Annotated in this window: 20 protein-coding genes, 1 pseudogene and 2 riboswitches; of the genes and pseudogenes, 15 read left to right on the forward strand and 6 right to left on the reverse strand. The window is 67.4% G+C overall.

The window, feature by feature from the left end; genetic code table 11:
- Positions 1 to 6: 6 nt before the first annotated feature.
- Positions 7 to 900, reverse strand: coding sequence for a lipid A biosynthesis lauroyl acyltransferase (locus AC3FMM_RS29190; protein WP_116312055.1), 894 nt, complete (start codon positions 898 to 900; stop codon positions 7 to 9).
- On the reverse strand, positions 897 to 1,811 hold the full coding sequence (locus tag AC3FMM_RS29195; RefSeq protein ID WP_115707848.1) for a lysophospholipid acyltransferase family protein: 915 nt from the start codon (positions 1,809 to 1,811) through the stop codon (positions 897 to 899). The genes AC3FMM_RS29190 and AC3FMM_RS29195 overlap by 4 nt, the downstream gene beginning before the upstream one ends.
- 277 nt (positions 1,812 to 2,088) lie before the next feature.
- Here AC3FMM_RS29195 and metK point away from each other — a divergent pair, with 277 nt between their 5' ends.
- Both metK and kdoO read left to right on the forward strand, forming a co-directional pair.
- Complete coding sequence (gene metK / locus AC3FMM_RS29200; RefSeq protein WP_010813318.1) at positions 2,089 to 3,252, forward strand: methionine adenosyltransferase; 1,164 nt, start codon at positions 2,089 to 2,091, stop codon at positions 3,250 to 3,252.
- Positions 3,253 to 3,457: 205 nt separating this feature from the next.
- Positions 3,458 to 4,399 carry a Kdo hydroxylase KdoO gene (gene kdoO, locus AC3FMM_RS29205; RefSeq protein ID WP_473703578.1) on the forward strand — a complete coding sequence of 314 codons (942 nt, stop codon included), beginning with the start codon at positions 3,458 to 3,460 and terminating at the stop codon, positions 4,397 to 4,399.
- A gap of 19 nt (positions 4,400 to 4,418) precedes the next feature.
- On the opposite strand, the gene AC3FMM_RS29210 is transcribed toward kdoO, so the two are convergent.
- Positions 4,419 to 5,822 carry a coniferyl aldehyde dehydrogenase gene (locus tag AC3FMM_RS29210; RefSeq protein ID WP_115707851.1) on the reverse strand — a complete coding sequence of 468 codons (1,404 nt, stop codon included), beginning with the start codon at positions 5,820 to 5,822 and terminating at the stop codon, positions 4,419 to 4,421.
- 278 nt (positions 5,823 to 6,100) lie between these two features.
- Here AC3FMM_RS29210 and AC3FMM_RS29215 point away from each other — a divergent pair, with 278 nt between their 5' ends.
- Complete coding sequence (locus AC3FMM_RS29215) at positions 6,101 to 7,780, forward strand: GMC family oxidoreductase (protein WP_488687877.1); 1,680 nt, start codon at positions 6,101 to 6,103, stop codon at positions 7,778 to 7,780.
- Here the strand turns inward: AC3FMM_RS29215 and AC3FMM_RS29220 are convergent.
- A complete protein-coding gene (locus AC3FMM_RS29220) occupies positions 7,777 to 9,447 on the reverse strand; it encodes an acyl-CoA dehydrogenase family protein (protein ID WP_326348675.1) in 1,671 nt (556 codons plus the stop codon). The genes AC3FMM_RS29215 and AC3FMM_RS29220 overlap by 4 nt on opposite strands.
- A 211-nt stretch (positions 9,448 to 9,658) precedes the next feature.
- A riboswitch (TPP riboswitch) is annotated at positions 9,659 to 9,760 on the forward strand.
- Positions 9,761 to 9,864: 104 nt separating this feature from the next.
- On the opposite strand from AC3FMM_RS29220, the gene thiC reads away from it, so the two are divergent.
- The 7 genes and pseudogenes from thiC (at position 9,865) to AC3FMM_RS29255 (ending at position 16,406) form a co-directional block, all read left to right on the forward strand.
- Complete coding sequence (gene thiC / locus AC3FMM_RS29225) at positions 9,865 to 11,745, forward strand: phosphomethylpyrimidine synthase ThiC (protein ID WP_116312059.1); 1,881 nt, start codon at positions 9,865 to 9,867, stop codon at positions 11,743 to 11,745.
- Between the two features lie 155 nt (positions 11,746 to 11,900).
- Positions 11,901 to 13,091 (forward strand): annotated as a pseudogene (locus tag AC3FMM_RS29230) (FAD-dependent oxidoreductase).
- A 12-nt stretch (positions 13,092 to 13,103) separates the two neighbouring features.
- The gene (gene thiS / locus AC3FMM_RS29235; protein ID WP_012351522.1) at positions 13,104 to 13,301 is read left to right on the forward strand and encodes a sulfur carrier protein ThiS; all 198 of its coding nucleotides are present in this window, start codon (positions 13,104 to 13,106) and stop codon (positions 13,299 to 13,301) included.
- A 3-nt stretch (positions 13,302 to 13,304) separates the two neighbouring features.
- Positions 13,305 to 14,138 (forward strand): thiazole synthase, encoded by an 834-nt coding sequence (locus AC3FMM_RS29240; protein ID WP_115679184.1) that lies wholly within the window; start codon positions 13,305 to 13,307, stop codon positions 14,136 to 14,138.
- Entirely contained in the window at positions 14,135 to 15,268 is a 1,134-nt protein-coding gene (locus tag AC3FMM_RS29245; protein ID WP_488687881.1) for a thiamine phosphate synthase, read from the forward strand. Before AC3FMM_RS29240 ends, AC3FMM_RS29245 begins: the two co-directional genes overlap by 4 nt.
- Before the next feature lie 7 nt (positions 15,269 to 15,275).
- The gene (locus AC3FMM_RS29250) at positions 15,276 to 15,782 is read left to right on the forward strand and encodes a GNAT family N-acetyltransferase (protein ID WP_115707863.1); all 507 of its coding nucleotides are present in this window, start codon (positions 15,276 to 15,278) and stop codon (positions 15,780 to 15,782) included.
- Between the two features lie 174 nt (positions 15,783 to 15,956).
- Complete coding sequence (locus AC3FMM_RS29255; protein ID WP_115707864.1) at positions 15,957 to 16,406, forward strand: PaaI family thioesterase; 450 nt, start codon at positions 15,957 to 15,959, stop codon at positions 16,404 to 16,406.
- Positions 16,407 to 16,425: 19 nt separating this feature from the next.
- On the opposite strand, the gene thiD is transcribed toward AC3FMM_RS29255, so the two are convergent.
- Positions 16,426 to 17,262 carry a bifunctional hydroxymethylpyrimidine kinase/phosphomethylpyrimidine kinase gene (gene thiD, locus AC3FMM_RS29260; RefSeq protein ID WP_172581710.1) on the reverse strand — a complete coding sequence of 279 codons (837 nt, stop codon included), beginning with the start codon at positions 17,260 to 17,262 and terminating at the stop codon, positions 16,426 to 16,428.
- 1,190 nt (positions 17,263 to 18,452) lie between these two features.
- Between thiD and ltrA the strand changes: the two genes are divergently transcribed.
- The 5 genes from ltrA (at position 18,453) to AC3FMM_RS29285 (ending at position 24,212) form a co-directional block, all read left to right on the forward strand.
- A complete protein-coding gene (ltrA, locus tag AC3FMM_RS29265; protein WP_488687884.1) occupies positions 18,453 to 20,171 on the forward strand; it encodes a group II intron reverse transcriptase/maturase in 1,719 nt (572 codons plus the stop codon).
- A gap of 76 nt (positions 20,172 to 20,247) precedes the next feature.
- Positions 20,248 to 20,362, forward strand: a riboswitch (S-adenosyl-L-homocysteine riboswitch).
- 120 nt (positions 20,363 to 20,482) lie between these two features.
- A complete protein-coding gene (ahcY, locus tag AC3FMM_RS29270) occupies positions 20,483 to 21,901 on the forward strand; it encodes an adenosylhomocysteinase (RefSeq protein ID WP_018004682.1) in 1,419 nt (472 codons plus the stop codon).
- An 80-nt stretch (positions 21,902 to 21,981) separates the two neighbouring features.
- Positions 21,982 to 22,332 (forward strand): phage holin family protein, encoded by a 351-nt coding sequence (locus AC3FMM_RS29275; protein ID WP_012351530.1) that lies wholly within the window; start codon positions 21,982 to 21,984, stop codon positions 22,330 to 22,332.
- 39 nt (positions 22,333 to 22,371) lie between these two features.
- Positions 22,372 to 23,202 (forward strand): methylenetetrahydrofolate reductase [NAD(P)H], encoded by an 831-nt coding sequence (gene metF, locus AC3FMM_RS29280; RefSeq protein WP_115711511.1) that lies wholly within the window; start codon positions 22,372 to 22,374, stop codon positions 23,200 to 23,202.
- Between the two features lie 251 nt (positions 23,203 to 23,453).
- A complete protein-coding gene (locus AC3FMM_RS29285; RefSeq protein ID WP_115707868.1) occupies positions 23,454 to 24,212 on the forward strand; it encodes a Mut7-C RNAse domain-containing protein in 759 nt (252 codons plus the stop codon).
- Here AC3FMM_RS29285 and AC3FMM_RS29290 read toward each other — a convergent pair.
- On the reverse strand, positions 24,209 to 24,787 hold the full coding sequence (locus tag AC3FMM_RS29290) for a 5-formyltetrahydrofolate cyclo-ligase (RefSeq protein ID WP_115707870.1): 579 nt from the start codon (positions 24,785 to 24,787) through the stop codon (positions 24,209 to 24,211). The genes AC3FMM_RS29285 and AC3FMM_RS29290 overlap by 4 nt on opposite strands.
- Between the last annotated feature and the right edge of the window lie 45 nt (positions 24,788 to 24,832).

Genomic DNA, 24,832 nt, shown 5'->3' on the forward strand with positions numbered 1-24,832 from the left:
TAGCGCTCAGTAAATCTCGGGCTCGCCCGGCAGGCGGTGCTTGAAGCGCTTGTGGACCCAATAGTACTCAGGCACGCGCGGGCGGATGCAGTCCTCGAAGAAGGCATTCATGCGACGCGTGTCGTCGGTCACGCTGGCGCCCGGGTAGTGCCCCCACGCCGGCAGCACGCGCAGCACATAGCCCTGGTAGTCGGGCAGCATCTCGGTGTAGATCGGCACCACCCTGGCGCCGGTCAGGCGCGCCAGCCGCGAGACCGAGGTCAGCGTCAGCGCCTGCACGCCGAAGAACGGCACGAATTCCGAGTCGCGCTCGCCGAAGTCCATGTCGGCGATCAGCTGCAGTGCCTCGCCCTTCTTCAGGCAGCGCAGGATGTCGCGCGCGCTGTCGTTGCGCGAGATCATGTTGGCGCCGAAGCGCCCGCGCGCCTGCTTGAGAAAGCCGTCGAACAGCGCGTTCTTCTGCTTCGTGTAGAGCGATGCGCCGGAGCGGCCGACATGCTCGCGCAGGTGGATGGTGAGCCGGATCGCGCCGGCTTCGACGCCCGCCAGGTGCAGCGTCACCAGGATGTGCGGCGTGCCGTCGAGTGCGACCAGGCCGGCCTGATCGTCGATCTGCACCCAGCGGCGCATCTGCGCCTCGCTGCCGGTCCAGAAGATGCCGCGCTCGGCAAAGCTGCGGAACAGCAGGCGGAAGCTCTGGCGCGACAGCGCGTCGATCTCGGCCTCGGTGCGGTCCGGGAAGCACAGGCGCAGGTTGGCCTGCACCACCTTGCGCCGCTCGCTGGGGATCCGGTACAGCAGGCTGCCCAGCGCCTCGCCGAAGCGCGCGACGAAGGGGTAGGGCAGTTTGCCCAGCACGGTCAGCAGGCCAATGCCGAGCCACGTGAACACACGGCTCATGAAATCGATCGATCCGTCGCCGGCTCGGAATCCGTGCCCTCGGTAGCCGGCGTGTCCGGGGTGCCGGGAGTGCCCGCGCCGGCGGGTTGCTTGTAGCGGTTGTAGCCCCACAGGTATTGCGTCGGGCACAGGCGCACCAGTTCCTCGATGGTGCGGTTGATGACCGCGGCGGCGTCGGCCGGATCGTCCGGCAGCATGCCGCCCTCGTTGATCACGCGCAGATGGCCGCGGTAGCCGGCGCCGCGCGGCAGCCGCTCGGCAAAGATCGCCACCACCGGCGCGCCGGTCAGCTGCTGCAGCCGGTGCACCAGCGCCATCGTATAGGCGGGCTTGCCGAAGAACGGCGCCCAGTTGCCTTCGCCGCCGCTGGGCACCTGGTCGGGCAGGATGCCCACCGCCTGGCCACGCTTGAGCGCCTTCACCAGCATGCGCACGCCGCGCGGCGTGGCTGGCGCCATGTGCATGTTGGGCCGGGTGCGCATCTTCTCGATCCAGTCGCGCAGCCACGGCTGGTGCGGCGGCTTGAACAGCGCGGTCACCGGGCGGTGCAGGGCGTGGGATTGCGGCAGCACCTCGAAGCAGCCCAGGTGCGGGGTCAGGATGATGATGCCCTTGCCGCGTGCCTGCAGCCTGGCGAGTTCAGGCCACAGGTGGTCGTCGAAGCCGAACAGCTTCGCGCCGATCCTGCGGCGGCTCCAGAAGTAGGGCATCTCGATGATCATGCGCCCGGCCGAGCGGGCGGCCTCGTCGACCATCGCCTCGGTGGCGTCGGGGAAGGCGAGCCTGAAGTTTTCCCGCAGGCGCTGGCCATAGCGGCCCGGCAGACGGGCGATCAGCAGGCCCAGCGCGCCGCCGGCGGCCTGCAGCAGCCGCAGCGGAAAACGGGAGATCAGCCAGAATAAAAAAGTCATCAGGCGTGGAAGAAGGGTCCAGGCAAGTCCGCCGCCGGGTCTGTGCCGGGATAGACGGGCAGGCAGGCGTTGGTCCGGCATGCCGGCAAGGTGTCGTACCGCACGCCTGTGGCGCTGCAACGACGCCTGCAGGCGCGTATAATAGCGTGTATCGCCGAGTTAACTGACAACTTGCGGGGCGATGCGGCTCTAACCGGGCTGCCTGAAATACCGCTAAAGCGTCGCCGCCATGAACCGAACAGGCTGGCACGCAATAGCCAACCTGGAGAATAAGTTCGTGGCAAACGACTTCCTTTTTACTTCGGAATCCGTCTCCGAAGGCCATCCCGACAAGGTCGCCGACCAGATTTCCGACGCCGTCCTGGACGCCATCCTGGCGCAGGACAAGTATGCGCGTGTGGCAGCTGAGACGCTTTGCAACACCGGTCTGGTGGTGCTCGCCGGGGAAATCACCACGACCGCCAACGTCGACTATATCCAGATCGCGCGCGACACCATCAAGCGCATCGGGTACGACAACACCGATTACGGCATCGACTACAAGGGCTGCGCCGTGCTGGTGGCCTATGACAAGCAGTCGCCGGATATCGCCCAGGGCGTCGACCGGGCCTCGGACGATTACCTGAACCAGGGTGCCGGCGACCAGGGCCTGATGTTCGGCTACGCCTGCGACGAAACCCCGGAACTGATGCCGTTCCCGATCTACTACGCGCACCGCCTGGTCGAGCGCCAGTCGCTGCTGCGCCGCGACGGCCGCCTGCCCTGGCTGCGCCCGGACGCCAAGTCGCAGGTCACGGTGCGCTATGTCGACGGCAAGCCGCACAGCGTGGACACCGTGGTGCTGTCGACCCAGCATTCGCCCGACATCACCCAGGCGCAGATCCGCGAGGCCGTGATCGAGGAGATCATCAAGCCGGTGCTGCCGGCCGAGATGCTCAAGGAAACCAAGTACCTGGTGAACCCGACCGGGCGCTTCGTGATCGGCGGGCCGCAGGGCGACTGCGGCCTGACCGGGCGCAAGATCATCGTCGACACCTACGGCGGCGCCTCGCCGCACGGCGGCGGCGCGTTCTCGGGCAAGGACCCGTCCAAGGTCGACCGCTCGGCCGCCTACGCGGCGCGCTACGTGGCCAAGAACGTGGTGGCCTCGGGCCTGGCGCGGCAGTGCCAGGTGCAGGTCAGCTACGCCATCGGCGTGGCGCGGCCGATCAACGTGACGGTCTACACCGAAGGCACCGGCAAGATTCCGGACGCCAAGATCGCGGAGCTGGTGCAGGAGCATTTCGACCTGCGCCCGAAGGGCATCGTGCAGATGCTGGACCTGCTGCGTCCGATCTACGAGAAGACTGCGGCCTATGGCCACTTCGGCCGCGAAGAGCCGGAATTCTCGTGGGAAGCCACCGACAAGGCGGCTGCGCTGCGCGCCGCGGCCGGCCTGTAAGCGCCGCCGCCCGCGTCAGCCGTCCTGACGGCAAGCCCCGCCGGTCCGCAAGGGCCCGCGGGGTTTTTTTAACGCGGGTTTGATGCTGGTCCGGCTGCCGCGTGCCGCCGGCGCCACGCCCGGCGCACGGAGTAAAATCCCGCCATCCCCAGCCGCCGTCGCGGCGGCCACCCCCGAACAAGGGTAACCGTTCCCAGAGGATGCCATGTCCGAAGCGCCTGTCCTTGCCCCGTCGCCCGCCGCCCGGCCGTCTGCCGCCGGCCAGCTCGACCTGATCCGTCCGCAGCCCTATACGGAGTGGGCGCCCGAGGTCAGCACCGAAGATCGCGCCACGCTGCGCCGCGAACTGGAGCAGGGCGCGGTGCTCTACTTCCCCAACCTGAAGTTCCAGTTCCAGCCGGGCGAAGAGCGCTTCCTCGACGCCCGCTATTCCGACGGCAAGTCCAAGAACATCAACCTGCGCGCCGGCGACACCGCGGTGCGCGGCGCGCAGGGCACCGAGCAGGACCTGGCCGACCTCTACGCGCTGATCCGCCGCTACGCCGACAGCAGCGAGTCGCTGATCCACACGCTGTTCCCGGAATACATCCCCCACATGACCCGCGCCGGCACCTCGCTGAGGCCCAGCGAGATCGCCGGGCGCCCGGTCAGCTGGCGCAAGGACGACACCCGCCTGCACGTCGATTCGTTCCCGTCCAACCCGATGCAGGGCAAGCGCCTGTTGCGCGTGTTCCACAATATCGACCCGGCCGCGCCGCGCGTGTGGCGCGTGGGCGAGCCGTTCGGCGACTTTGCGCAGAAGTTCGTGCCCAGGACCCACGGCATGTGGCCGGGGCAGGCGGCACTGATGAAGCTGCTGCATATCACCAAGCGCCGCCGCTCCGAATACGACCACCGCATGCTGCAGCTGCATGACCTGGCCAAGGCCGACCTGGACTACCAGGCCAACGTGCCCCAGCAGGAATTCCACTTCCCGCCGGGTGCCACCTGGATCGTCTTCAGCGACCAGCTGCTGCACGCCGCCATGCGCGGGCGCGCGATGATGGAGCAGACCATCTACCTGGCGCCGCAGGCGATTTCGGACCACACCCATTCGCCGGAGGCAGTGCTGTCGCGCATGCTCGGACGGCCGATGCTGGTGTCGTGAGCGCGGCGCCGGCCAAAGCCTAACGCAGCAGCAAGCGCAGCATGGTGTCGAAGGTCTTGCCGTAAGGCGGCTTGAGCAGGCCGGCGCCATTCAGGCTGGCCTGGTGGAACACCGGCTTCACCTTCGAGAAGGTGTCGAAGCCCGCCTGCCCGTGATACGCGCCCATGCCGCTGGCGCCGACGCCGCCGAACGGCAGGCCGTCCTGGGCGATATGGAACAGGGTGTCGTTCACGGTAACGCCGCCGGCGACGGTCTGCTTCATCACATGGCCGATGGCGCCGCGGTCGCGCTCGAACACGTATAGCGCCAGCGGGCGCGGACGCGCGTTGATATAGTCCACCGCCTCGTCGAGGGTGCGGTAGGTGACCACCGGCAGCACCGGCCCGAAGATCTCCTCGCGCAGGGCGGTCACGCCCTCGGGCACGTCCAGCAGCAGCACCGGCGGCAAGCGCCGCGCCTGCGCATCCGGCTGCGCGTCGGACAGCGGCACCACGGTTGCGCCCTGGGCCGCGGCCTCGTCGACCAGCCCTGCCAGCCGCGCGAAATGCCGCGGGCTGATGATGCTGGTGTAGTCGGGGTTGCGCGCGAGGTCGGGATAGAGCCGGCCGACGCAGCGGCGCGCCGCCTCCACCAGTGGCCCGCGCAGGTCTTCCGGCACCAGCACGTAATCCGGCGCGATGCAGGTCTGCCCCGCGTTCATCAGCTTGCCCACCAGGATGCGCTCCACCGCGCGCTCCAGGTCTGCCCCGGCGCCGATGATGGCGGGGGACTTGCCACCCAGCTCCAGCGTCACCGGCGTCAGGTTCGCGGCCGCCGCGCGCATCACATGGTGGCCCACCGCGGTCGAGCCCGTGAACAGCAGATGGTCGAACGGCAGCGCGGTGAAGGCGCTGGCCACTTCGGCATCGCCGTTGATCACCACGATCTCGTCCGGTGCGAAGTGCTGCGGCACCAGTTGCGCGAACAGCGCCGCGAAACGCGGCGTGTATTCCGACAGCTTGACCATGGCGCGATTGCCTGCCGCCAGTGCGCCGGCGAGCGGGCCTACGGTCAGGTACAGCGGATAGTTCCAGGGCACCACGATGCCCACCACGCCGAGCGGCTGCGGCACCAGGCGTGAGCGTCCGGGACGGAACCAGAACCCGGTGGGCGCGCGCCGCACGCGCATCCAGCGCTTGCCGTGGCGCAGGGCATCGTCGATGCCGGCCAAGCTGGGGAAAACCTCCAGCAGCGCGGTTTCCTGGCGGGGACGATTGGTGAAGTCGGCGTGGATTGCCGCGGCAATTTCGGCCTGGTTTTCGGTCACCAGGCGCCGCAGGCGCTGCAGGCGATCGGCGCGCACGGTCCAGGCGGGCAGCTGGTCGCGCCGCGAGGCGGCATGCATCGCGCCGAAGACGGACGACAGGTCGGGGATTTCTCGCATGGCTGCGCTCCTGGATTTGCGCACATTGGCGCACCATCGCGCAAGATAAGGCAGCGCGCCGGCCAAGACAATGGAAGCGTGCCACCAGAATGCCGATTCAAACGCCCGTCCGTCGCGCCCGTGCCTTTGGTTGCCGCAGCCCCGCTCCGGCCTTGAGCCAGCGCAGCCAGCGCCTACACTGAATCTCACGGCTTGCCATCCGCTGGACGGACAGGGCGCGCGCGCCGGCGCAGCCCGGCTCATGCATGCGCGCCGCCTGCGGACTCGCGGGGAGACAGATGGAAACCACCTATGACTACGTCATCGTCGGCGCGGGCTCGGCGGGCTGTGCGCTGGCGGGGCGCCTGGCCGACAGCGGCGACGACACCATCGCGCTGGTCGAGGCCGGGCACCACGACCACCATGTGCTGGTGCGCACACCCGCGGGCCTGGCGGCGCTGCTGCCGCGCGCGGGGTCGCGCAACTACGGCTTCCACACCGTGCCGCAGCCGGGCCTGAACGGCCGCCGCGGCTACCAGCCGCGCGGGCGCGGGCTGGGCGGCTGCTCGTCGGTCAACGCCATGATCTACACGCGCGGCCGGCCCGCGGACTACGATGCCTGGGCCGACGCCGGCTGCGATGGCTGGTCCTGGGACGATGTGCTGCCATACTTCCGCCGCGCCGAATGCAACGAGCGTCTGGCGGGCAGCGACGACGATCCGCTGCACGGCGGCAACGGCCCGCTGCATGTCAGCGACCTGCGCACGCCCAACCCGTTCGCCGAGCGCTTCATCGAGGCCGCGCAGCAGGCCGGCTATCCGCGCAACGACGATTTCAATGGCGAAGAGCAGGAGGGCATCGGCTGGTACCAGGTCACGCAGCACGCGGGCGAACGCTGGAATGCCGCGCGTGCGTACCTGCATGGCGGCAACCCGCGCGACCGCGCCTGCAATGGCGGCCGTTCGCGGCTGCACGTGCTGACCGACACGCAGGCCCTGCGCGTCGTGTTCGAAGGCCGTCACGCCGCCGGGGTGCTGGTACAGCGTGACGGCCGCCAGCAGCTGCTGCGCGCGCGTCGCGACGTGATCGTGTGCGCGGGCACGTTCGGCTCGCCGCAGCTGCTGATGGTTTCGGGGGTCGGGCCCGCCGCGCACCTGCGCGAGCACGGCATCGGCGTGGTCCATGACCTCCCCGGCGTGGGCGCCAACCTGCAAGACCATCTGGACGTGGTGCTGCACAAGCGCACCGCGGTGCCCGAGCTGTTCGGCGTGTCGTTCGGTGGCGTCGCCAGGCTACTGTCCGAAATGCTGCGCTACCGGCGCGAGCGCGCCGGCATGATGTCGAGCAACTTCGCCGAGGCCGGCGGCTTCGTGCGCAGCCACCCGGCGCTGCCCGAGCCCGACCTGCAGCTGCATTTCGTGGTCGGCCTGGCTGACGACCATATGCGCAAGCTGAATCTCGGCCATGGCTATTCCTGCCATGTCTGCCTGCTGCGCCCGCGCAGCCGCGGCGAGGTCCGCCTGGCCTCGGCCGATATCCGGCGCGCGCCGCTGATCGATCCGAACTACCTCAGCGACGCGCGCGACCTCGACGACCTGGTGGCCGGCGTGCGCATCGTGCGCAGCATCCTGGCGCAGCCGCAGCTGGCTTGCTTCGGCGGGCGCGAGCTCTATACAGCCGGACTGCGCGCGGATGGCAGCGACGATGCCGCCGTGCGCGAGCTGATCCGCGAGCGTGCCGACACCATCTACCACCCGGTCGGCACCTGCCGCATGGGCATGGATGCGATGGCGGTGGTCGACCCGCAGCTGCGCGTGCGCGGCGTCGAAGGCCTGCGCGTGGTCGATGCCTCGGTGATGCCCACGCTGATCGGCGGCAACACCAATGCGCCCGCAATCATGATCGGCGAGCGCGCGCACGACCTGATCCGCTATGCGCCGCGGGTGATGCTGCGGGTGCTGGAGTCGATGGAGGCCTAGCCCTCGAAGCCGCGCGACGCCACCCGCCCGAGCGCGCCGGCATCCGCATCCAGCGTGCCGAACACGCGCCCGTGCTGGCGCCCGAGCCGGCTGGCGACGAACAGCTCCGCGTTCTCGGGGTCGGCATGCGCCAGCATCAGCGCCGCCTGCGCGGTCAGCACCAGGCCCTGGGCAAAGCGGCGCGCATTGGCTTCGAGCTGGTCGGGGTTCTCGCGCAGCATCGCCTGCAGCGAGGCCAGTTCGGCGCGCACCGCGGGGTGGCCGCCGGCGCGGCGCGACAGTTCCTGCAGCAGGCGCGCGCCGTCGTCGGGATTGCGCTGGAGCGCGCGCAGCACGTCCAGGCACATGATGTTGCCCGAGCCTTCCCAGATCGAATTGACCGGCGCCTCGCGGTACAGCCGCGCCATCGGCCCCTCTTCGACATAGCCGTTGCCGCCCCAGACTTCCATCGCTTCGCCGGTGGCTTCGAGCGTGCGCTTGCACACCCAGAACTTGGCCGCGGGCGTGACCACGCGTTTCCATGCAGTGGCGAGCGGGTCGGGGTTGTCGCCCTCGGCCTGCGCGAAGGCGTGGCCCAGCTCCATCATTAGCAGCGTGGCGGCTTCGGATTCCAGCGCCAGGTCCGCCAGCACGTTGCGCATCAGCGGCTGGTCGCACAGCAGGCGGCCGAAGGCGCTGCGGTGGCGCGTGTGATGCTGGGCCTGCACGTAGGCCGCGCGCAGGATCGCGGCGCTGCCGATCACGCAGTCCAGGCGCGTGCTGGTCGCCATCTCGATGATGGTCGGGATGCCGCGGCCTTCCTCGCCGATCAGGATGCCGGTGGCGTCGCGGAACTCGACTTCGCTGCTGGCGTTGGAGCGGTTGCCGAGCTTGTCCTTGAGCCGCTGGATCTGCACCGCGTTGCGGCTGCCATCGTCGCGAAAGCGCGGCACGAAGAAGCACGACAGCGGACCGTCTTCTGCCCCCATGCGCGCCACCACCAGGTGCGCGTCGCACATCGGCGCCGAGAAGAACCACTTGTGCCCGGTCAGCGCATATTCCGCGCCGCGCCCTTCGCCACGCACAGCGCGCGCCACGGTGGTGTTGGCGCGCACGTCGGAGCCGCCCTGTTTCTCCGTCATGCCCATGCCGATCATGATCGCGGTCTTGTCGCGCCAGGGCAGGTCGCGCGCATCATGCTCGCTCGCATACAGGCGCGGCTCCAGCTCGGCGAACAGTGCGGCTTCCTTGCGCAGCACCGGAATGCTGGCGAAGGTCATGGTGGTCGGGCACAGCGAGCCCGACTCAACCTGCGCCTGCAGGAAGTAGCCCGCGGTGCGCGCGCTCCACGCGCCCGCGCGCGGCTGCGCGAAGGGCAGGGCCTGCAATTGCTGGCTGCGCAGCAGCGACAGCAGGGCGTGCCAGCTCGGGTGGAATTCCACGGCATCGATGCGCTCGCCGGTGCGGCTGTGCGTATGCAGCTCGGGCGTATGGCGGTTGGCGTCGGCGGCCCATTGCTGCACTTCAGGCTCGCCCAGCCGCGCGCCGAACTGCCCCAGCGCCTCGGCATGCCAGCCGCCGCCAAACCGCTCCAGCGCGGCGCGGACGATGGGATCGCAGCCGAAGAGGTTGTAGTGCGCAAGCTCCGGCACCTGGTTGAAGACACGGTGCGTGGCGGCGTCGGTCATTTCGGGTGGTCTCCTGGATCGGTTCGATGCTTGTCCTGTGCTTTGCATGGTAGAGCACCTGACACGCGTTTGAGTGCATGGTTGGCCGCTTAAGGGCGGTTTTGCGGTGCACCGTGCGCGATTCGATACCTCTGCGCACAGGTGTGGCACCACAAACGACAGGGAACTGGCACTGGCGCCCACCGGGGCTCTGTGCTTAAATTCACCCCGTTGGATGAAACAGGGGTGCCGTACGGATGGGCCGTGCGGCTGAGAGAGTCCCTTCGAACCCGATCCGGTTAGTACCGGCGTGGGAAGTTTCAGCAAGACCAAGCCTCTGGTCCCTCCGGGACTCGCCGCCCAGGCCACCACGCCGCCGGGCAGCGCTCACAGGGCTCCTGGTTTCGTCCACCCCGCAAGAGAGAGAGGACGACACCCATGGCCCGTACTGCCCCCGCTGCTTCCTTCGAATCGCTCGAGAGCGATCTCGACCAGAAATTCGCCTACCCGGCTTCCAGCAAGACCTACCTGACCGGCAGCCGCCCGGATATCCGCGTGCCGCTGCGCACGATCCTGCAGACTTCCACGCGCACGGAAAAGGGCGACATGCCCAACCCGCCGATCCCGGTGTACGACACCTCGGGCCCGTACAGCGACCCGGACGTGCATATCGACCTGAAGGCCGGCCTGCCGGCGCTGCGCGCCAAGTGGATCGACGAGCGCGGCGACACCGAAGTGCTGTCCGGTCTGTCGTCGGAATACGGCCGCGACCGTGCCAACGACCCGGCCACCGCGCACCTGCGCTTTGCCCAGCTGACCAACCCGCGTCGTGCCAAGGCCGGTGCCAACGTGTCGCAGATGCACTATGCGCGCAAGGGCATCATCACGCCGGAAATGGAATACGTGGCGCTGCGCGAGTCGCTCAACCTGCAGGCGCTGTACGACAAGCCCGAATACAAGGCGCTGCTGCGCCAGCACCCCGGCAACGCGCTGGGCGCCGGCCTGCCGCTGCGTCCGGAAGACATCACGCCGGAATTCGTGCGCCAGGAAATCGCCTCGGGCCGCGCAATCATCCCCGCCAACATCAACCACACCGAACTGGAGCCGATGGCGATCGGGCGCAATTTCCGCGTCAAGATCAACGGCAACCTCGGCAACTCCGCCGTGACCTCGTCGCTGGCCGAGGAAGTGGAAAAGATGGTGTGGTCGATCCGCTGGGGCGCCGACACCATCATGGACCTGTCGACCGGCAAGCACATCCATGAAACCCGTGAATGGATCCTGCGCAACTCGCCGGTACCCATCGGCACGGTGCCGATCTACCAGGCGCTGGACAAGACCGGCGGCATCGCCGAGGACCTGACCTGGGAGATGTTCCGCGACACGCTGATCGAGCAGGCCGAGCAGGGCGTGGACTACTTCACCATCCACGCCGGCGTGCTGCTGCGCTACGTGCCGCTGACCGCCGACCGCGTCACCGGCATCGTCTCGCGCGGCGGTTCGATCATGGCCAAGTGGTGCCTGGCGCACCACAAGGAAAACTTCCTGTACACGCACTTCGACGAGATCTGCGAGATCATGAAGGCCTACGACGTGTCGTTCAGCCTCGGCGACGGCCTGCGTCCGGGCTGCATCGCCGACTCCAACGACGAGGCCCAGTTCGGCGAGCTGCGCACGCTGGGCGAGCTCACCGCCAAGGCGTGGAAGCACGACGTGCAGGTGATGATCGAAGGCCCGGGCCATGTGCCGCTGCAGCGCATCCAGGCCAACATGGACGAAGAACTCAAGCATTGCTACGAGGCGCCGTTCTACACCCTGGGACCGCTGGTGACCGACATCGCCCCCGGCTACGACCACATCACCAGCGGCATCGGTGCGGCCAATATCGGCTGGATGGGCACGGCCATGCTGTGCTACGTCACGCCCAAGGAGCACCTGGGCCTGCCGGACAAGGAAGACGTGCGCGAAGGCATCATCACCTACAAGATCGCCGCGCACGCCGCGGATCTTGCCAAGGGCTGGCCGGGCGCGCAGCTGCGCGACAACGCGCTGTCCAAGGCACGCTTCGAGTTCCGCTGGGAAGACCAGTTCAACCTCGGCCTGGACCCGGAGCGCGCGCGTTCGTACCACGATGCCACGCTGCCGGCCGAAGGCGCCAAGATCGCCCACTTCTGCTCGATGTGCGGGCCGAAGTTCTGCTCGATGAAGATCACGCAGGAAGTGCGCGACTACGCCGCATCGCTGCCCAAGGAAGCGCAGCAGGGCATGGAAGAAAAGTCGATCGAGTTCCTGAAGAAGGGCAGCAAGATCTACTCGTAACGCAGTGGCCGAAATCTGCTGAAGTCACGGCAGGACGGGCATGGCCTCGCAAGCCATGCCCGCGCAAGATCCGCCGCCGCGCAGCGCCCCGCGCGGCGGCACCGATAACAAGGAGGCCGGACGCGGCCGCATGGCGCGCCCGGCACAACACCCTCATGACAGCAGTGCAGTCGTTTGACGTCGCCATCCTCGGGGCCGGCCTTGCCGGTCGCCTGGCCGCCTGGTTGCTGGTCCGCGGCGGCGCCCGCGTGGCGCTGGTGGAGCGGGCCGGCCCGGACGGCGCGGGCTCGGCCGCCTACGTGGCCGCGGCCATGCTGGCGCCGCTGGCCGAGTCGGCCATCGCCGAGCGCCGCATCGTCGACCTCGGCATCGCCAGTGTCGACCTGTGGCGCGCCTGGCTGGCCGAGTTGCCGGAGCCGGTTTTCTTCCAGGAAGACGGCACGCTGGTGGTCTGGCATGCGCGCGACCGCGCCGAGATGTCGCTGTTCACCAGCCGCATGCGCGCGGTGGCGCCGCCGGAGCTGGTGGCGCAACGGCTGCGCGCGCTCGACGGCAAGGGCGTGGGCGAGGTCGAGCCGGCGCTGGCGGGCCGCTTTCCGCAAGGACTGCTGCTGGCCGGCGAAGGCCAGCTCGACAACCGCGGCGCGTTGCGCGCGCTGCTGTCGTGCGCGGTCAGCGAAGGCGTGCATTGCGTCTGGGAGGCGGGCGAGGTCGATGCCGGCTCGCTGTCGCAGCTTGGCATCCACGCCGACGTGGTGCTGGACTGCCGCGGCCTGGGCGCACGCAGCGCGTGGCCGGCGCAGCCGGGCGGCAGTTAGCCCGGCCTGCGTGGCCTGCGCGGCGAAGTGGTGCGCGTGCATGCGCCCGACGTCAAGCTGCACCGCCCGGTGCGCCTGCTGCATCCGCGCTATCCGATCTATATCGCGCCCAAGCCCAACGACCTGTATGTGATCGGCGCGACCGAGCTGGAAAGCGAGGACGATTCGCCGATGAGCGTGCGCTCCGCGCTGGAGCTGCTGTCGGCGGCCCATTCGCTGCATCCGGCCTTCGGCGAGGCGCGCGTGCTGGAACTGAACGTGCAGCGCCGCCCTACGCGGCCTGACCACCTGCCGGCGATCCGCGTGGACCAGCGCGCGCGCGTGGTGCGCGTGAACGGCCTGTACCGCCACGGCTTCCTGATCGCCCCGGCGGTGACCGAGGCGGCGTGCGCGGTGGTGGGCGCGCTGCTCAAGGGCGATCCCGCCGCGCATGCCGTGCCTGCCGCGCTGCGCTGGCCCGGTATGATCGAAGCGGTGACCGAAGCGCCCGCGCCCACCATTGGCGCGCGCTCCGGCACGCTGCATTAATGCAAGACTGACATGGATATCCTGCTCAACGGCCGACCGCTCGCCCTTGCCGAATCCGCCACGCTGGCGGACGCGGTGAGCGCGGCGCAGATCGCGCCCCCCTTTGCCGCGGCGGTCAACGGCCAGTTCGTGCCGCGCGCCGCGCACGCCAACACCCCTCTTGCGGCCGGCGACCGCATCGACCTCGTGCAACCCGTGACGGGAGGCTGACCCATGACCTTCGAACCTTCCGCAACCCTGCGCGACCCGTTCGTGCTGTATGGCGAGTCGTTCGGCTCGCGCCTGCTGCTGGGCACCGCGCGCTATCCCTCGCCGGCCACGCTGGAAGCGGCCGTGCAGGCGTCCACCCCGGCCATGATCACGGTCGCGCTGCGCCGCCAGGGCGCGGTGGGCGATGGCGAGGGCGGCCAGGCGTTCTGGCAGATGCTCAAGGCGCTGAACGTGCCGGTGCTGCCCAACACCGCCGGCTGCTTCACCGCGCAGGAAGTCATCACCACCGCGATGATGGCGCGCGAGGTGTTCGAGACGCCGTGGATCAAGCTCGAGCTGATCGGCGACGACTACACCCTGCAGCCCGATACGCTCAACCTGCCGGCCGTGGCGGATACCCTGATCAAGGAGGGCTTCAAGGTGCTGCCGTACTGCACCGAGGACCTGGTGCTGTGCCGCCGCCTGCTCGACGTCGGCTGCCAGGCGCTGATGCCGTGGGCCGCGCCGATCGGCACCGGCCGCGGCGCGGTCAATCCGCACGCGATGCGCGTGCTGCGCGAGCGCCTGCCCGATACGCCGCTGATCGTCGATGCCGGCCTGGGCCTGCCGTCGCATGCGGCGCAGGTGCTGGAGTGGGGCTATGACGGCGTGCTGCTCAATACCGCGGTGGCGCAGGCCGCCTACCCGGTCGACATGGCGCGCGCCTTCGCGCAGGCCGTGGCCGCGGGCCGCACCGCCTACCTGGCCGGGCCGATGCCCGAGCGCGAAGTCGCGCAGGCCAGCACCCCGGTGGTCGGCATGCCGTTCTGGCACGCCGACACGGAGCAGCGCGCATGACCCGCCGCCCCGTGCACGCCCCCAGCGACGGCCCGCTGCGCCAGGCGGTGCTGGAACACTATGGCGATACCTTCGGCGTCGACGACAAGCCGTGGCAGGCCTGGCGCCTGCAAGACGCGCCGGCGCAGCCCGGTGCCCACGACGTGCTGCTGTCCGACGGCGAAGCCACCGAAGAAGTCATCGCGCGCGTCGCCGCCAGCGGCGCCACGCTGATCGAGACCGACCGCGAAGGCGGCCAGTGGATCGACACGGTGCGCTCGTCAATGGGCACCTGGGTGTTCTCGGTTGCCGCGGACAATGACCAGCCGCATTCGCCCGCCTTTGTGGCGGTGCTGCTGGCGAGCTTGTCGCTGCATTTCCCCGCGCATGACGCATTGGCCCAGGCGCGAGCCTGGGAGCCGGGTTCGGCCGATTGGCCATCCGATTTCGCGCGCTTCCCGCGCGTGCGCCATGCCGCGCTGGTGGCGCCGGAGCAGGCCGTCGAGCCATTCGCGCCGTGCCCCGCGCTGGGCCTGTACGTGGTCGTGCCGAACGCCGAATGGATCGAGCGCCTGGCGCCGCTGAACGTGCCGACGGTGCAACTGCGCTTCAAGTCCGACGATCCCGCCGCGGTGCGCGCGGGGATCGCGCGCGCGGCGAAAGCCATGCAAGGTTCATCGTCGCGCCTGTTCATCAATGACCACTGGCAGGCGGCGCTCGACTACCACGCCGCCAATGGCCCGCAAAGCGGCATCTACGGCATCCACCTTGGCCAGGAAGACCTCGACGACGCCGACCTCGACGCGATCCGGGCGTCCGGCCTGCGCCTGGGCGTTTCCACGCACGGTTACGCCGAGATGCTGCGCGTGGCCGCGATCCGCCCGAGCTACCTGGCGCTGGGCGCGATCTTCCCGACCACGACCAAGGTGATGCCGACCCAGCCGCAAGGCATGGGCCGCTTCCGCGCGTATGCGAAGCTGATGCAGCCGGTGATCCCGTCGCTGGTCGGCATTGGCGGCGTCAACGCCACCAATATGCGCGAAGTGCTGGCCGTTGGCGTAGGCAGCGCCGCCGTGGTGCGTGCCGTTACCGAGGCTGATGACGTGCCGGCTGCGGTGGCACATCTCGTCAGCCTGTTCCCGCCCGCCTGAGCGCGCCATGGCGGCCCCGCGCATCCGCCTGGCGGCGGTGCATGACCTGCCGCGGCTGCCCGATATCGAATTGGCCGCGGCGGCGCTGTTTCCGGAGAACGACCTGCCCGCGCTGCTGCGCCTGGTCAGCACGCCGCATTCGGCGCTGGCCGCGGCGCAGCGCGATAGGCGCCTGTGGGTGGCCGAGCATGGCGGCGAAGTCGCCGGCTTTGCACTGGCCAGCCGCAATGGCGCATGCGGCTATCTCGATGAAATGGACGTGCATCCGGACCATGGGCGGCGCGGCATCGGCCGGGCGCTGGTCGGGACCGTGCAGGGTTGGGCGCGCGCGAGCGGCCTGCGAACGCTGAACCTGACCACGTTCGCGCATTTGCCGTGGAATGCGCCGTTCTATGCCTCGATGGGGTTTCGGCGGCTGGAGGACAGTGAGCTGTGCCCGTTGCTGTCGGAGGCGCTGGCGGCACAGCGGGCCGCGGGATTGCGACAGCGGATCGCGATGCAGCAGGCCTTCTGAGCCGGTGGTTTGCTCCCCTATCCCGCAAGCGGGAGAGGGGAGCGAGCCGTACCTGGCGACGCGCATCGCGTCGCCAAGATTTGTGCGACATTCGCCCAGCCGCGGGAATCGAAGCGGACCCCGCCGCTATGATGATGGGCAGCATTCCCCGCCATCCATCCAGCATCGCGCACCATGTCGACCCAGCTCCCTGAAATCATTCCCGCCGCCCCCGGCACGCCTGAAAAGCCCTATTTCGGCATCGACGTGCCGCTGATGCGGTATTTCGGCCTGCAGCCGGAGCTGATCGAAGAGGGCTACTGCCGCACGCGCCTGCCGGCGCACCCGCAGCTGGTGAACAGCCGCGGCGACGTGCACGGCGGCACGCTGATGGCGACGCTGGATTTCACCCTGAGCGGCGCCGCGCGCTCGCATGCGCCGACGGAAACCGGCGTGATCACCATCGACATGTCGACCCATTTCCTGGCCGCCGCACGTGGCGAGCTGACGCTGGAAGCGCGCTGCCTGCGCCGCGGCGCGCGCATTGCGTTCTGCGAAGGGGAAGTGAAGGATGCCGACGGCAACGTCGTGTGCGTGGCGCGCGCCGCATTCAAGCTGGTGCCGTTGTCCAGCGGCGGCAACTGAGCGCTGCCTGAGCCGCCGCTCAGCCCAGTGGGCGCGGCGCAAAGGCGTGATTCAGCGGGCCGTTGCCGCCGCCCAGCCGCAAGCCTGCGCCGGCCGCGATGGCCTGCGCCACGTAGTCCAGCGCGGCGCCGACGGCCGCTTCCAGCGCATCGCCGCGCGCCAGCTGCGAGGCGATCGCCGCCGCCAGCGTGCAGCCGGTGCCGTGCAGGTTGCGGGTCTCGACGCGCGGGTGCGTAAATACGCGCACGGTGCCGTCCCTCAGCATCAGCATGTCGTCCAGCCCGCCGGCGATGCCGGCCGCGCCATCGTCTTCCAGGTGGCCGCCCTTGAGCAGCACGGCCGGGCAGCCCATTGCGATCAGGTCGGCGGCGGCCTGTTCCATGTCGGCGCGGCGCGCGATCCTGCGGCCCAGCAGGTATGAGGCCTCGGGCAGGTTGGGCGTGACCAGCAGCGCGCGCGGGAACAGCAGCCGCACCATGGCCTGCGTGGTGGCGTCGTCGGACAGCGTCGCGCCCGAGGTCGAGATCATCACCGGGTCCACCACCAGCTTGCGGATGCCATGCCGGTCCGCCGCAGCGGCCACGGCCTCGACGATGGCGGCGGTGCCCAGCATGCCGGTCTTGGCCGCGTCCACGCCGATGTCGACGGCCACCGCGTCGATCTGCGCGGCCACCATGTCGGCCGGGATCGCATGCACGCCGGTTACGCCCAGCGTGTTCTGCGCGGTGATCGCGGTGATGGCGCTCATGCCGAAGCAGCCCAGCGCGGAAAAGGTCTTCAGGTCGGCCTGGATGCCGGCGCCGCCGCCGGAATCGGAGCCGGCGATGGTCAGGGTGCGGGGTGGCGTTGGAATCATCTGAGCGGAAATCAAGGAGGGCCGGTGCGCAAGGCGGCCGGGCACGCTACAATACCGCCACTCGTGCGACACGCACTCTCGTGTCCGGGTAGCTCCAACGTAAGGAGCATCGACCTTTGTTGGGACAAGGTGGCGGCCTCGGCTGACACCGTCCAATCCCAACCATTTCTTGCTTAGACAAGCCGAGCCGCAAGGTGAGGTAAGTCAATCGGTGCAATGCCTGCCGGCTTTTCGGTAGGGATTGTAGCTTGCTTTTGCTGGTCAACAGCCAGCCATCGCCCAAGGCGGGGACGCTCGCCTTCGGGCGAATTCGCCTTGATACCTTCCCAGCGGGAAGGCGTCTGCGCACGTCTCTGTTGCATAACTGCCACACGAATTAAACCGATCTATTGGATCGGCATCGCGTCTTGGACCGACTGCAGCCACTGTGCTCGTACGTCGGTAAGCGCTCGCCATTACGGGAGCACATAAACAAGGACTGAGGCCCGGAGCGTAAAGCTCTACGCGTTATGGTTCGGTCGAGCACGTCCGAAAGGGCGCCTTGATAGAGAACCCGCTATGCGACTAGCGGTAGCCTAGGGGGACATGCGTCACTGGTAACGGTGGGGTGTGAAGCTTCCCTGACAATGTAGCCCCCGTAAGGGTGCCAATGGACCGTGAGGTCCGTAGGCAGCAAACCGAAGCAGCATCGGTTGAGGAGCTAGGCTGGCTGGTATGGGCAACACATGTGAACTGCTGATAAACGTCGTGAGTATTACGGTGCCAAAGCTGATGATAGGCACTCACCAAAAGGTACGTGGCTGGATACTCCGCTGAGTGGTCGGAGTACGTCGTCGTTAAGCCACCGGCGAAGAGGCAGGTCCTAACCCAGTCGTGTAACGCGTGGGGAACGTGGTAAGCCCGTATGGCTGCCAGAGTGCAATTTGACTCAGGCAGGCGAACCGCAAGGAACGCTGTCGGCTGTGCGGGTATGGGAGGTTGGAAAAAGCGAATGCCGGGTTGTAATGATCCGGATAGGGGTTGAAACATCATCCCACGCGAAAGCGGGCAGACTTCCAACTGGTCTACTCGTCGCAAGACGACTGACTGAACTCGCTTGTTTAACTTTTCTTCCCTTGTGGGACAACTTGTCCCTCAAGGGGCATGTTGTCTCTCGATGTTGGGGAAGATCCTCAAGATTGGAGGGCAGCATGGAAGCATTGATCCGCAAGGATGAATCTGCGCCTTCCGGCGTACCGCAGAAGTGGGGCGACATCGATTGGCGCCGCATAGAGCGGAACGTTCGAGTAATGCAGATTCGAATTGCGAAGGCAACACAGGAAGAGGACTGGCGTCGGGTGAAAGCCCTGCAAAGGTCCTTGACCCGCTCGTTCTCCGCCAAGGCATCGGCGGTACGGCGAGTGACGATGAACCAAGGTGCGCGGACGGCGGGAGTCGATCGCGTAACGTGGGAAACGCCTGAAGTCCGGTGGGAAGCCATCGGGCAGTTGAAGCGCCGGGGGTACAGGCCACTGCCATTAAGGAGGGTCTACATTCCCAAAGCCAACGGTAAGAAGCGCCCCCTGGGCATTCCGACCATGTTGGACCGAGCCATGCAAGCGTTATATCTGCTGGCGCTGGAACCAGTGTCCGAAGGAACGAGCGATCCGAACTCGTATGGGTTTCGGATCAATCGGTCTACTGCGGATGCAATGAGCCAGCTCTTCGCCTCCCTATCCCAGAAGGTTTCGGCCCAATGGGTGCTGGAGGCGGATATCAAGGGGTGCTTTGACCATATCAGTCACGACTGGTTGGAGCGCAATGTCCCAATGGACAAAGCCATCCTTAGGAAATGGCTGAAAGCTGGCGTGGTATTTCAAGGCCAGTTTCAGGCGACCGACGCCGGAACACCACAGGGGGGCATCATTTCCCCGACTCTGGCAAATGTGGCGCTGAACGGGTTGGAACAGCAACTGACCACCGCCCTCAAGGCGAAGTTAGGGGCCCACAACCTGCGAAGGCATAAGGTAAACGTTGTGCGTTATGCGGACGACTTCGTGATCACCGGTAACACATCGGAGGTCTTAAAATGCGAAGTGAAGCCGTGGGTGGAGCAGTTCCTCGCCGTCAGGGGGCTGACACTATCGACGGAGAAAACGCGGATCGTCAATATCGCCGGAGGCTTTGACTTCCTTGGGTGGAATTTCCGGAAGTACTCGGGGAAACTGCTCATCAAGCCGAGCAAGAAAAACGCGCAAGCGTTCTACCGCAAGGTCAAAGGAGTCATCAGTGCCAAGAAGGGAAGAAAGCAAGAAGATCTGATCCGACTGCTGAATCCGATGCTAAGGGGCTGGGCGCAATATCACAGTCCAGTGGTAGCGAAGGCAATGTTCACCAGAATGGAGCGCATGGTTTTTCAGGCTCTGTGGAGGTGGGCAAAGCGGCGACATCGAGGTAAGAACGCTGACTGGGTACGCAAGCGGTATTTCGTAACCATCGGCAATCGGAACTGGGTGTTCGGTACCACAACCGTGGATAAGAAGGGCAATCCCTTCTGGTTGGAGTTATACCCGCTCGCGGGCACGCCGATCAGGAGGCACGCGAAGGTCAAAGGGGAATTCAATCCTTTTGATCCGGCCTGGGAAATGTATGGCGAAAAACTGCGACAGGAGCGCATGCTGCAAAGCATGTCGCACCGCAAGCAGTGGACCAGACTGTATATGTCCCAACGGGGTTTATGTGCGCTGTGTCAGTGCAAGATGACCAAAGAGACGGGGTGGGATGACCACCACATCGTGCCGCGCGTTCTTGGCGGTTCCGATGCTCTAGGAAATCGCGTGCTGGTGCACCCGGGTTGCCATGTTCAAGTTCATCACCACGGCAGAACCGTTGTGAAGCCGGTGTTCGATTTATTCGATTCACTTTGTTGAGGCTTGAGCCGTATGCGGGGAAACCCGCACGTACGGTTCTTAGGGGGGAGTGTCACCAGCGATGGTATACTCCTACCCTCCCGAGGAGCGTTGCAACGGATGGAGGCCCGCGAAGCACATCGCGCGGCCGGCGGCACAGCCGCCCCAGCTATCCGCCAGGCTCGGACTGTCTTCAACGGCGCTCGCTGATCCGTGGTCCGCACGGAAGCGAGTCGACCTATCCGCGTGCTTCGCATGTGCCCGAGCGCCATGCCCGGCCGCCAGATCCCCGTACTCGTCAACTGCGTGCCACTCTTCACCGGGAGTGAAACATGAACGCCGTGACCGACCTGAAGCAAGACTACCTCGTCGCCGACATCAACCTGGCCGGCTGGGGCCGCAAGGAAATCGCCATTGCCGAGACCGAGATGCCCGGCCTGATGGCGATCCGCGACGAGTTCGCCGCCGCGCAGCCGCTCAAGGGCGCGCGCATCGCCGGCTCGCTGCACATGACGATCCAGACCGCCGTGCTGATCGAGACGCTCAAGGCGCTGGGCGCCGACGTGCGCTGGGCCTCGTGCAACATCTTCTCGACGCAGGACCACGCCGCCGCCGCCATCGCCGCGGGCGGCACGCCGGTGTTCGCCTTCAAGGGCGAATCGCTGAAGGAATACTGGGACTTCACCCACCGCATCTTCGACTGGGCCGACGGCGGCACCCCGAACATGATCCTCGACGACGGCGGCGACGCCACGCTGCTGCTGCACCTGGGCGCGCGCGCCGAGAAGGATGCTGCGGTCATCGCCAACCCGGGCAGCGAGGAAGAAACCTACCTGTTCGCCGCGATCAAGGAAAAGCTGGCCCGGGACCCGAGCTGGTACAGCCGCAACCTGGCAGCCATCCGCGGCGTGACCGAGGAAACCACCACCGGCGTGCACCGCCTGTACCAGATGGCGCAAAAGGGCGAGCTGCGCTTCCCGGCGATCAACGTCAACGACTCGGTCACCAAGAGCAAGTTCGACAACCTGTACGGCTGCCGCGAGTCGCTGGTGGATGGCATCAAGCGCGCCACGGACGTGATGATCGCCGGCAAGATCGCCGTGGTCGCCGGTTATGGCGACGTGGGCAAGGGCAGCGCGCAGGCGCTGCGCGCGCTGTCGGCGCAGGTGTGGGTCACCGAGATCGACCCGATCTGCGCGCTGCAGGCCGCGATGGAAGGCTATCGCGTGGTCACCATGGACTACGCCGCCGAGCATGGCGACATCTTCGTCACCTGCACCGGCAACTACCACGTCATCACCCATGAGCACATGGCCAAGATGAAGGACCAGGCCATCGTCTGCAATATCGGCCACTTCGACAACGAGATCGACATCGCCTCGATCGAGAAGTACGAGTGGGACGAGATCAAGCCGCAGGTCGACCATGTCAAGTTCCCCGACGGCAAGAAGCTGATCATCCTGGCCAAGGGCCGCCTGGTGAACCTGGGTTGCGCCACCGGCCACCCGTCGTACGTGATGAGCAGCTCGTTCGCCAACCAGACCATCGCCCAGATCGAGCTCTGGCAGGAGCGCGACAGCGGCAAGTACCCGGTCGGCGTCTACACGCTGCCCAAGCACCTGGACGAGAAGGTCGCGCGCCTGCAGCTGCGCAAGCTGAACGCGCAACTGACCGAGCTGACCGAGCAGCAGGCCGCTTACATCGGCGTGAAGAAGGAGGGCCCGTACAAGGCGGATCACTACCGTTATTGATGCGGTTCGCCCTGTGCGCTTGCCGTGCTCCCCTCTCCCATAAATGGGAGAGGGGAGAAAACACCAACCAAGGAACCGTCATGAGACTACTGGTCGTCTGGATCATCAACGCCGTCGCGCTGTTCGTGTTGCCGTACATCATCCCGTCGATCCACATCAAGAGCTTCGGCTCGGCGATGCTGGCGGCGCTGGTGCTGGGCCTGGTCAATACGCTGATCCGTCCGATCCTGGTGATCCTGACGCTGCCGGTCACGCTGCTGACGCTGGGGCTGTTTATCTTCGTCATCAACGCGCTGCTGTTTCTGTTCGTCGGCAACCTGCTGTCCGGCTTTACCGTCGGCGGCTTCTGGGCGGCCTTGCTGGGCTCCATCCTTTACAGCGTGATCTCGTGGCTGCTGGCCAGCCTGCTGCTGGGCAACCGCGACGACTGACCCCATTTGCGCGCCGCGCCAACGCGGCGCGCCACCATCATGCAAGACCGCTACTTCAGCTTTGAATTCTTCCCGCCCAAGACGGCGGAGGGCACGGAGAAGCTGCGCAACACGCGCGCGCAGCTGGCCCCGCTCAAGCCCAAATACATCTCGGTGACGTTCGGCGCCGGCGGCACCACGCAGCAGGGCACGCTCGACGCCGTGCTGGAAATCCAGCGCGAAGGCATCGAGGCCGCGCCGCACCTGTCGTGCGTGGGCTCGTCGCGCGAGAGCATCCGCGCGATCCTGCAGCAATACCGCGAAGGCGGCATCCGCCATATCGTCGCGCTGCGCGGCGACATGCCTTCGGGCATGGGCGAGATCGGCGAGTTCCGCTACGCCAACGAGCTGGTGGAGTTCATCCGCGCCGAGACCGGCGACTGGTTCAATATCGAAGTCGCGGCGTACCCGGAGTACCACCCGCAGGCGAAGTCGCCGCGCCATGACCTCGACAACTTCGTGCGCAAGGTCAAGGCCGGTGCCGACTCTGCGATCACGCAGTACTTCTACAACGCCGACGCCTACTTCCGCTTCGTCGACGACGTGCGCGCGCAGGGCGTGGAGGTGCCGATCGTGCCGGGCATCATGCCGATCACCAACTACTCGCAGCTGATGCGCTTCTCCGAGATGTGCGGCGCCGAAGTGCCGCGCTGGGTGGCCAAGCGGCTGGAGAGCTTCGGCGACGACCGCGAATCGATCCGCGCCTTCGGGCTGGACGTGGTCACCGCGCTGTGCGAGCGCCTGCTCGCCGCGGGCGTGCCGGGGCTGCATTTCTACACGCTCAACGCGGCCGGCGCGACCAAGGCGATCTGGCAGCGGCTGAAGCTGTAAGGAACGCCAGCGAAGTAGTGAGCGGTTTTGGGGTGCTCCCTCTCCCCTCACGGGGAGAGGGTTGGGGTGAGGGGCGGTTTAACCAGGAACTCATCAAGCGGGGCCAACGGAGTTAACACACCGGCCTCAGCCTTTGACCCGCCGGCCCTCACCCCCACCCCTCTCCCGCAGGCGGGAGAGGGGAGCTTGCTGCGTGTGTCCGTGGTGCCACCAGCGTACTAACACGGCCGATCGGTGCCATACTCGCCTCCATGGTCACCGCCACCTTCCGCTTCTACGAGGAACTGAACGACTTCCTCGCGCCGGACCAGCGCCGGCGCGACCTGCCGTGCGTGTGCGCGCGCGCCGCCACGGTCAAGCATATGATCGAGGCGCTGGGCGTGCCGCATACCGAGGTCGAGCTGATCCTGGTCAACGGCGAGTCTTGCGGGTTCGAGCGGCAGCTGTGCGATGGCGACCGGGTCTCGGTCTATCCCAAGTTTGAGCGGATCGACGTGTCGCCGCTGCTGCGGGTACGCGAGCAGCCGCTGCGGGTGATGCGCTTCGTCGCCGATGCCCACCTGGGCGGGCTGGCCCATCTGCTGCGCATGACCGGCTTCGACACGCTCTACGACAACCATTTCGAAGACAGCGAGATCGAGCGCATCGCGGTCGACGAGGGCCGCATCGTGCTGACGCGCGACCGCGAGCTGCTCAAGCGCCGCGGCATCACGCACGGCTGCTATGTGCGCGCGCTCAAGTCGCGCCAGCAGGTGCGCGAGATCTTCGCGCGGCTGGACCTGGCGCGCAGCGCCCGGCCATTTTCGCTGTGCCTGGACTGCAATGCGCCGCTGCGCGCGCTGGATCCGGCCGGTGCGGCCGGACGCGTGCCGGACGGCGTGCTGGCGCGCCATCGCAGCTTCGTCACCTGCGACCGCTGCCTGCGGGTGTTCTGGGAAGGCTCGCACTGGCGCTGCATGCGCGCGCTGGTCGACGAGCTGGTGCAGGGCGCCGGGACCGATCCGGGCTAGAACGCGCCTGACTCCGTCACGATCCAGTCCATGGCGATGTCGTGCGGCTGCGCCGCCAGCGCAATACGGCAGGCGTCGTAGCCGATGCCGACGGCGACCGGCCGCTGCGCCATGGCAGCCAGGGTGCGGTCGTAGAAGCCGCCGCCGTAGCCCAGGCGGAACTTGTCAGGGCTGAAACCGACACAGGGAATGAGCAGCGCATCCGGCATCGCGGCCTCGGTGCCGTCGGGCACCGGGATGCCGTAGTGGCCGGTGGCCATGGGCGTATCCGGCGTCCACAGGTGGAAGTCCAGCGGCGTGCCGGGGCGGCTAACCGAGGGCAGCGCGGCATGGCGGCCGGGCACGGCGGCGAGCCACTGCGCCACCGCGACGCGCGCGTCGAACTCCTGCTGGATCGGCCAGTAGAAGCCCAGGCAGCGCACCGCCAGGCCCGCCAGCAGTTCGGACAGCGCGGCGGCGATGCGTGCATCGGCTACGGTGCGCGCGGGCAGGTCCGCGCGCTGTGCCAGCAGCTGCGCGCGCAGCGCGCGGCGGTCGTCGGCAGGGATGGAGCTAGTCGCAGGAGTGGAAGACATGGCGTGGGATAATGCCCTCGTCCGAACCAACACGGATGGCGGCGC

This window comes from Cupriavidus sp. 207A1, from assembly GCF_057798955.1.

What these genes read in the sequence shown, in the direction of transcription:
- AC3FMM_RS29190 (WP_116312055.1), bottom strand. Translation starts at nt 900, where the DNA reads ATGAGCCGTGTGTTCACGTGGCTCGGCATTGGCCTGCTGACCGTGCTG.
- AC3FMM_RS29195 (WP_115707848.1), bottom strand. Translation starts at nt 1,811, where the DNA reads ATGACTTTTTTATTCTGGCTGATCTCCCGTTTTCCGCTGCGGCTGCTG.
- kdoO (WP_473703578.1), top strand. Translation starts at nt 3,458, where the DNA reads ATGTCCGAAGCGCCTGTCCTTGCCCCGTCGCCCGCCGCCCGGCCGTCT.
- AC3FMM_RS29210 (WP_115707851.1), bottom strand. Translation starts at nt 5,822, where the DNA reads ATGCGAGAAATCCCCGACCTGTCGTCCGTCTTCGGCGCGATGCATGCC.
- AC3FMM_RS29215 (WP_488687877.1), top strand. Translation starts at nt 6,101, where the DNA reads ATGGAAACCACCTATGACTACGTCATCGTCGGCGCGGGCTCGGCGGGC.
- AC3FMM_RS29220 (WP_326348675.1), bottom strand. Translation starts at nt 9,447, where the DNA reads ATGACCGACGCCGCCACGCACCGTGTCTTCAACCAGGTGCCGGAGCTT.
- thiC (WP_116312059.1), top strand. Translation starts at nt 9,865, where the DNA reads ATGGCCCGTACTGCCCCCGCTGCTTCCTTCGAATCGCTCGAGAGCGAT.
- thiS (WP_012351522.1), top strand. Translation starts at nt 13,104, where the DNA reads ATGGATATCCTGCTCAACGGCCGACCGCTCGCCCTTGCCGAATCCGCC.
- AC3FMM_RS29240 (WP_115679184.1), top strand. Translation starts at nt 13,305, where the DNA reads ATGACCTTCGAACCTTCCGCAACCCTGCGCGACCCGTTCGTGCTGTAT.
- AC3FMM_RS29245 (WP_488687881.1), top strand. Translation starts at nt 14,135, where the DNA reads ATGACCCGCCGCCCCGTGCACGCCCCCAGCGACGGCCCGCTGCGCCAG.
- AC3FMM_RS29250 (WP_115707863.1), top strand. Translation starts at nt 15,276, where the DNA reads ATGGCGGCCCCGCGCATCCGCCTGGCGGCGGTGCATGACCTGCCGCGG.
- AC3FMM_RS29255 (WP_115707864.1), top strand. Translation starts at nt 15,957, where the DNA reads ATGTCGACCCAGCTCCCTGAAATCATTCCCGCCGCCCCCGGCACGCCT.
- thiD (WP_172581710.1), bottom strand. Translation starts at nt 17,262, where the DNA reads ATGATTCCAACGCCACCCCGCACCCTGACCATCGCCGGCTCCGATTCC.
- ltrA (WP_488687884.1), top strand. Translation starts at nt 18,453, where the DNA reads ATGGAAGCATTGATCCGCAAGGATGAATCTGCGCCTTCCGGCGTACCG.
- ahcY (WP_018004682.1), top strand. Translation starts at nt 20,483, where the DNA reads ATGAACGCCGTGACCGACCTGAAGCAAGACTACCTCGTCGCCGACATC.
- AC3FMM_RS29275 (WP_012351530.1), top strand. Translation starts at nt 21,982, where the DNA reads ATGAGACTACTGGTCGTCTGGATCATCAACGCCGTCGCGCTGTTCGTG.
- metF (WP_115711511.1), top strand. Translation starts at nt 22,372, where the DNA reads ATGCAAGACCGCTACTTCAGCTTTGAATTCTTCCCGCCCAAGACGGCG.
- AC3FMM_RS29285 (WP_115707868.1), top strand. Translation starts at nt 23,454, where the DNA reads ATGGTCACCGCCACCTTCCGCTTCTACGAGGAACTGAACGACTTCCTC.
- AC3FMM_RS29290 (WP_115707870.1), bottom strand. Translation starts at nt 24,787, where the DNA reads ATGTCTTCCACTCCTGCGACTAGCTCCATCCCTGCCGACGACCGCCGC.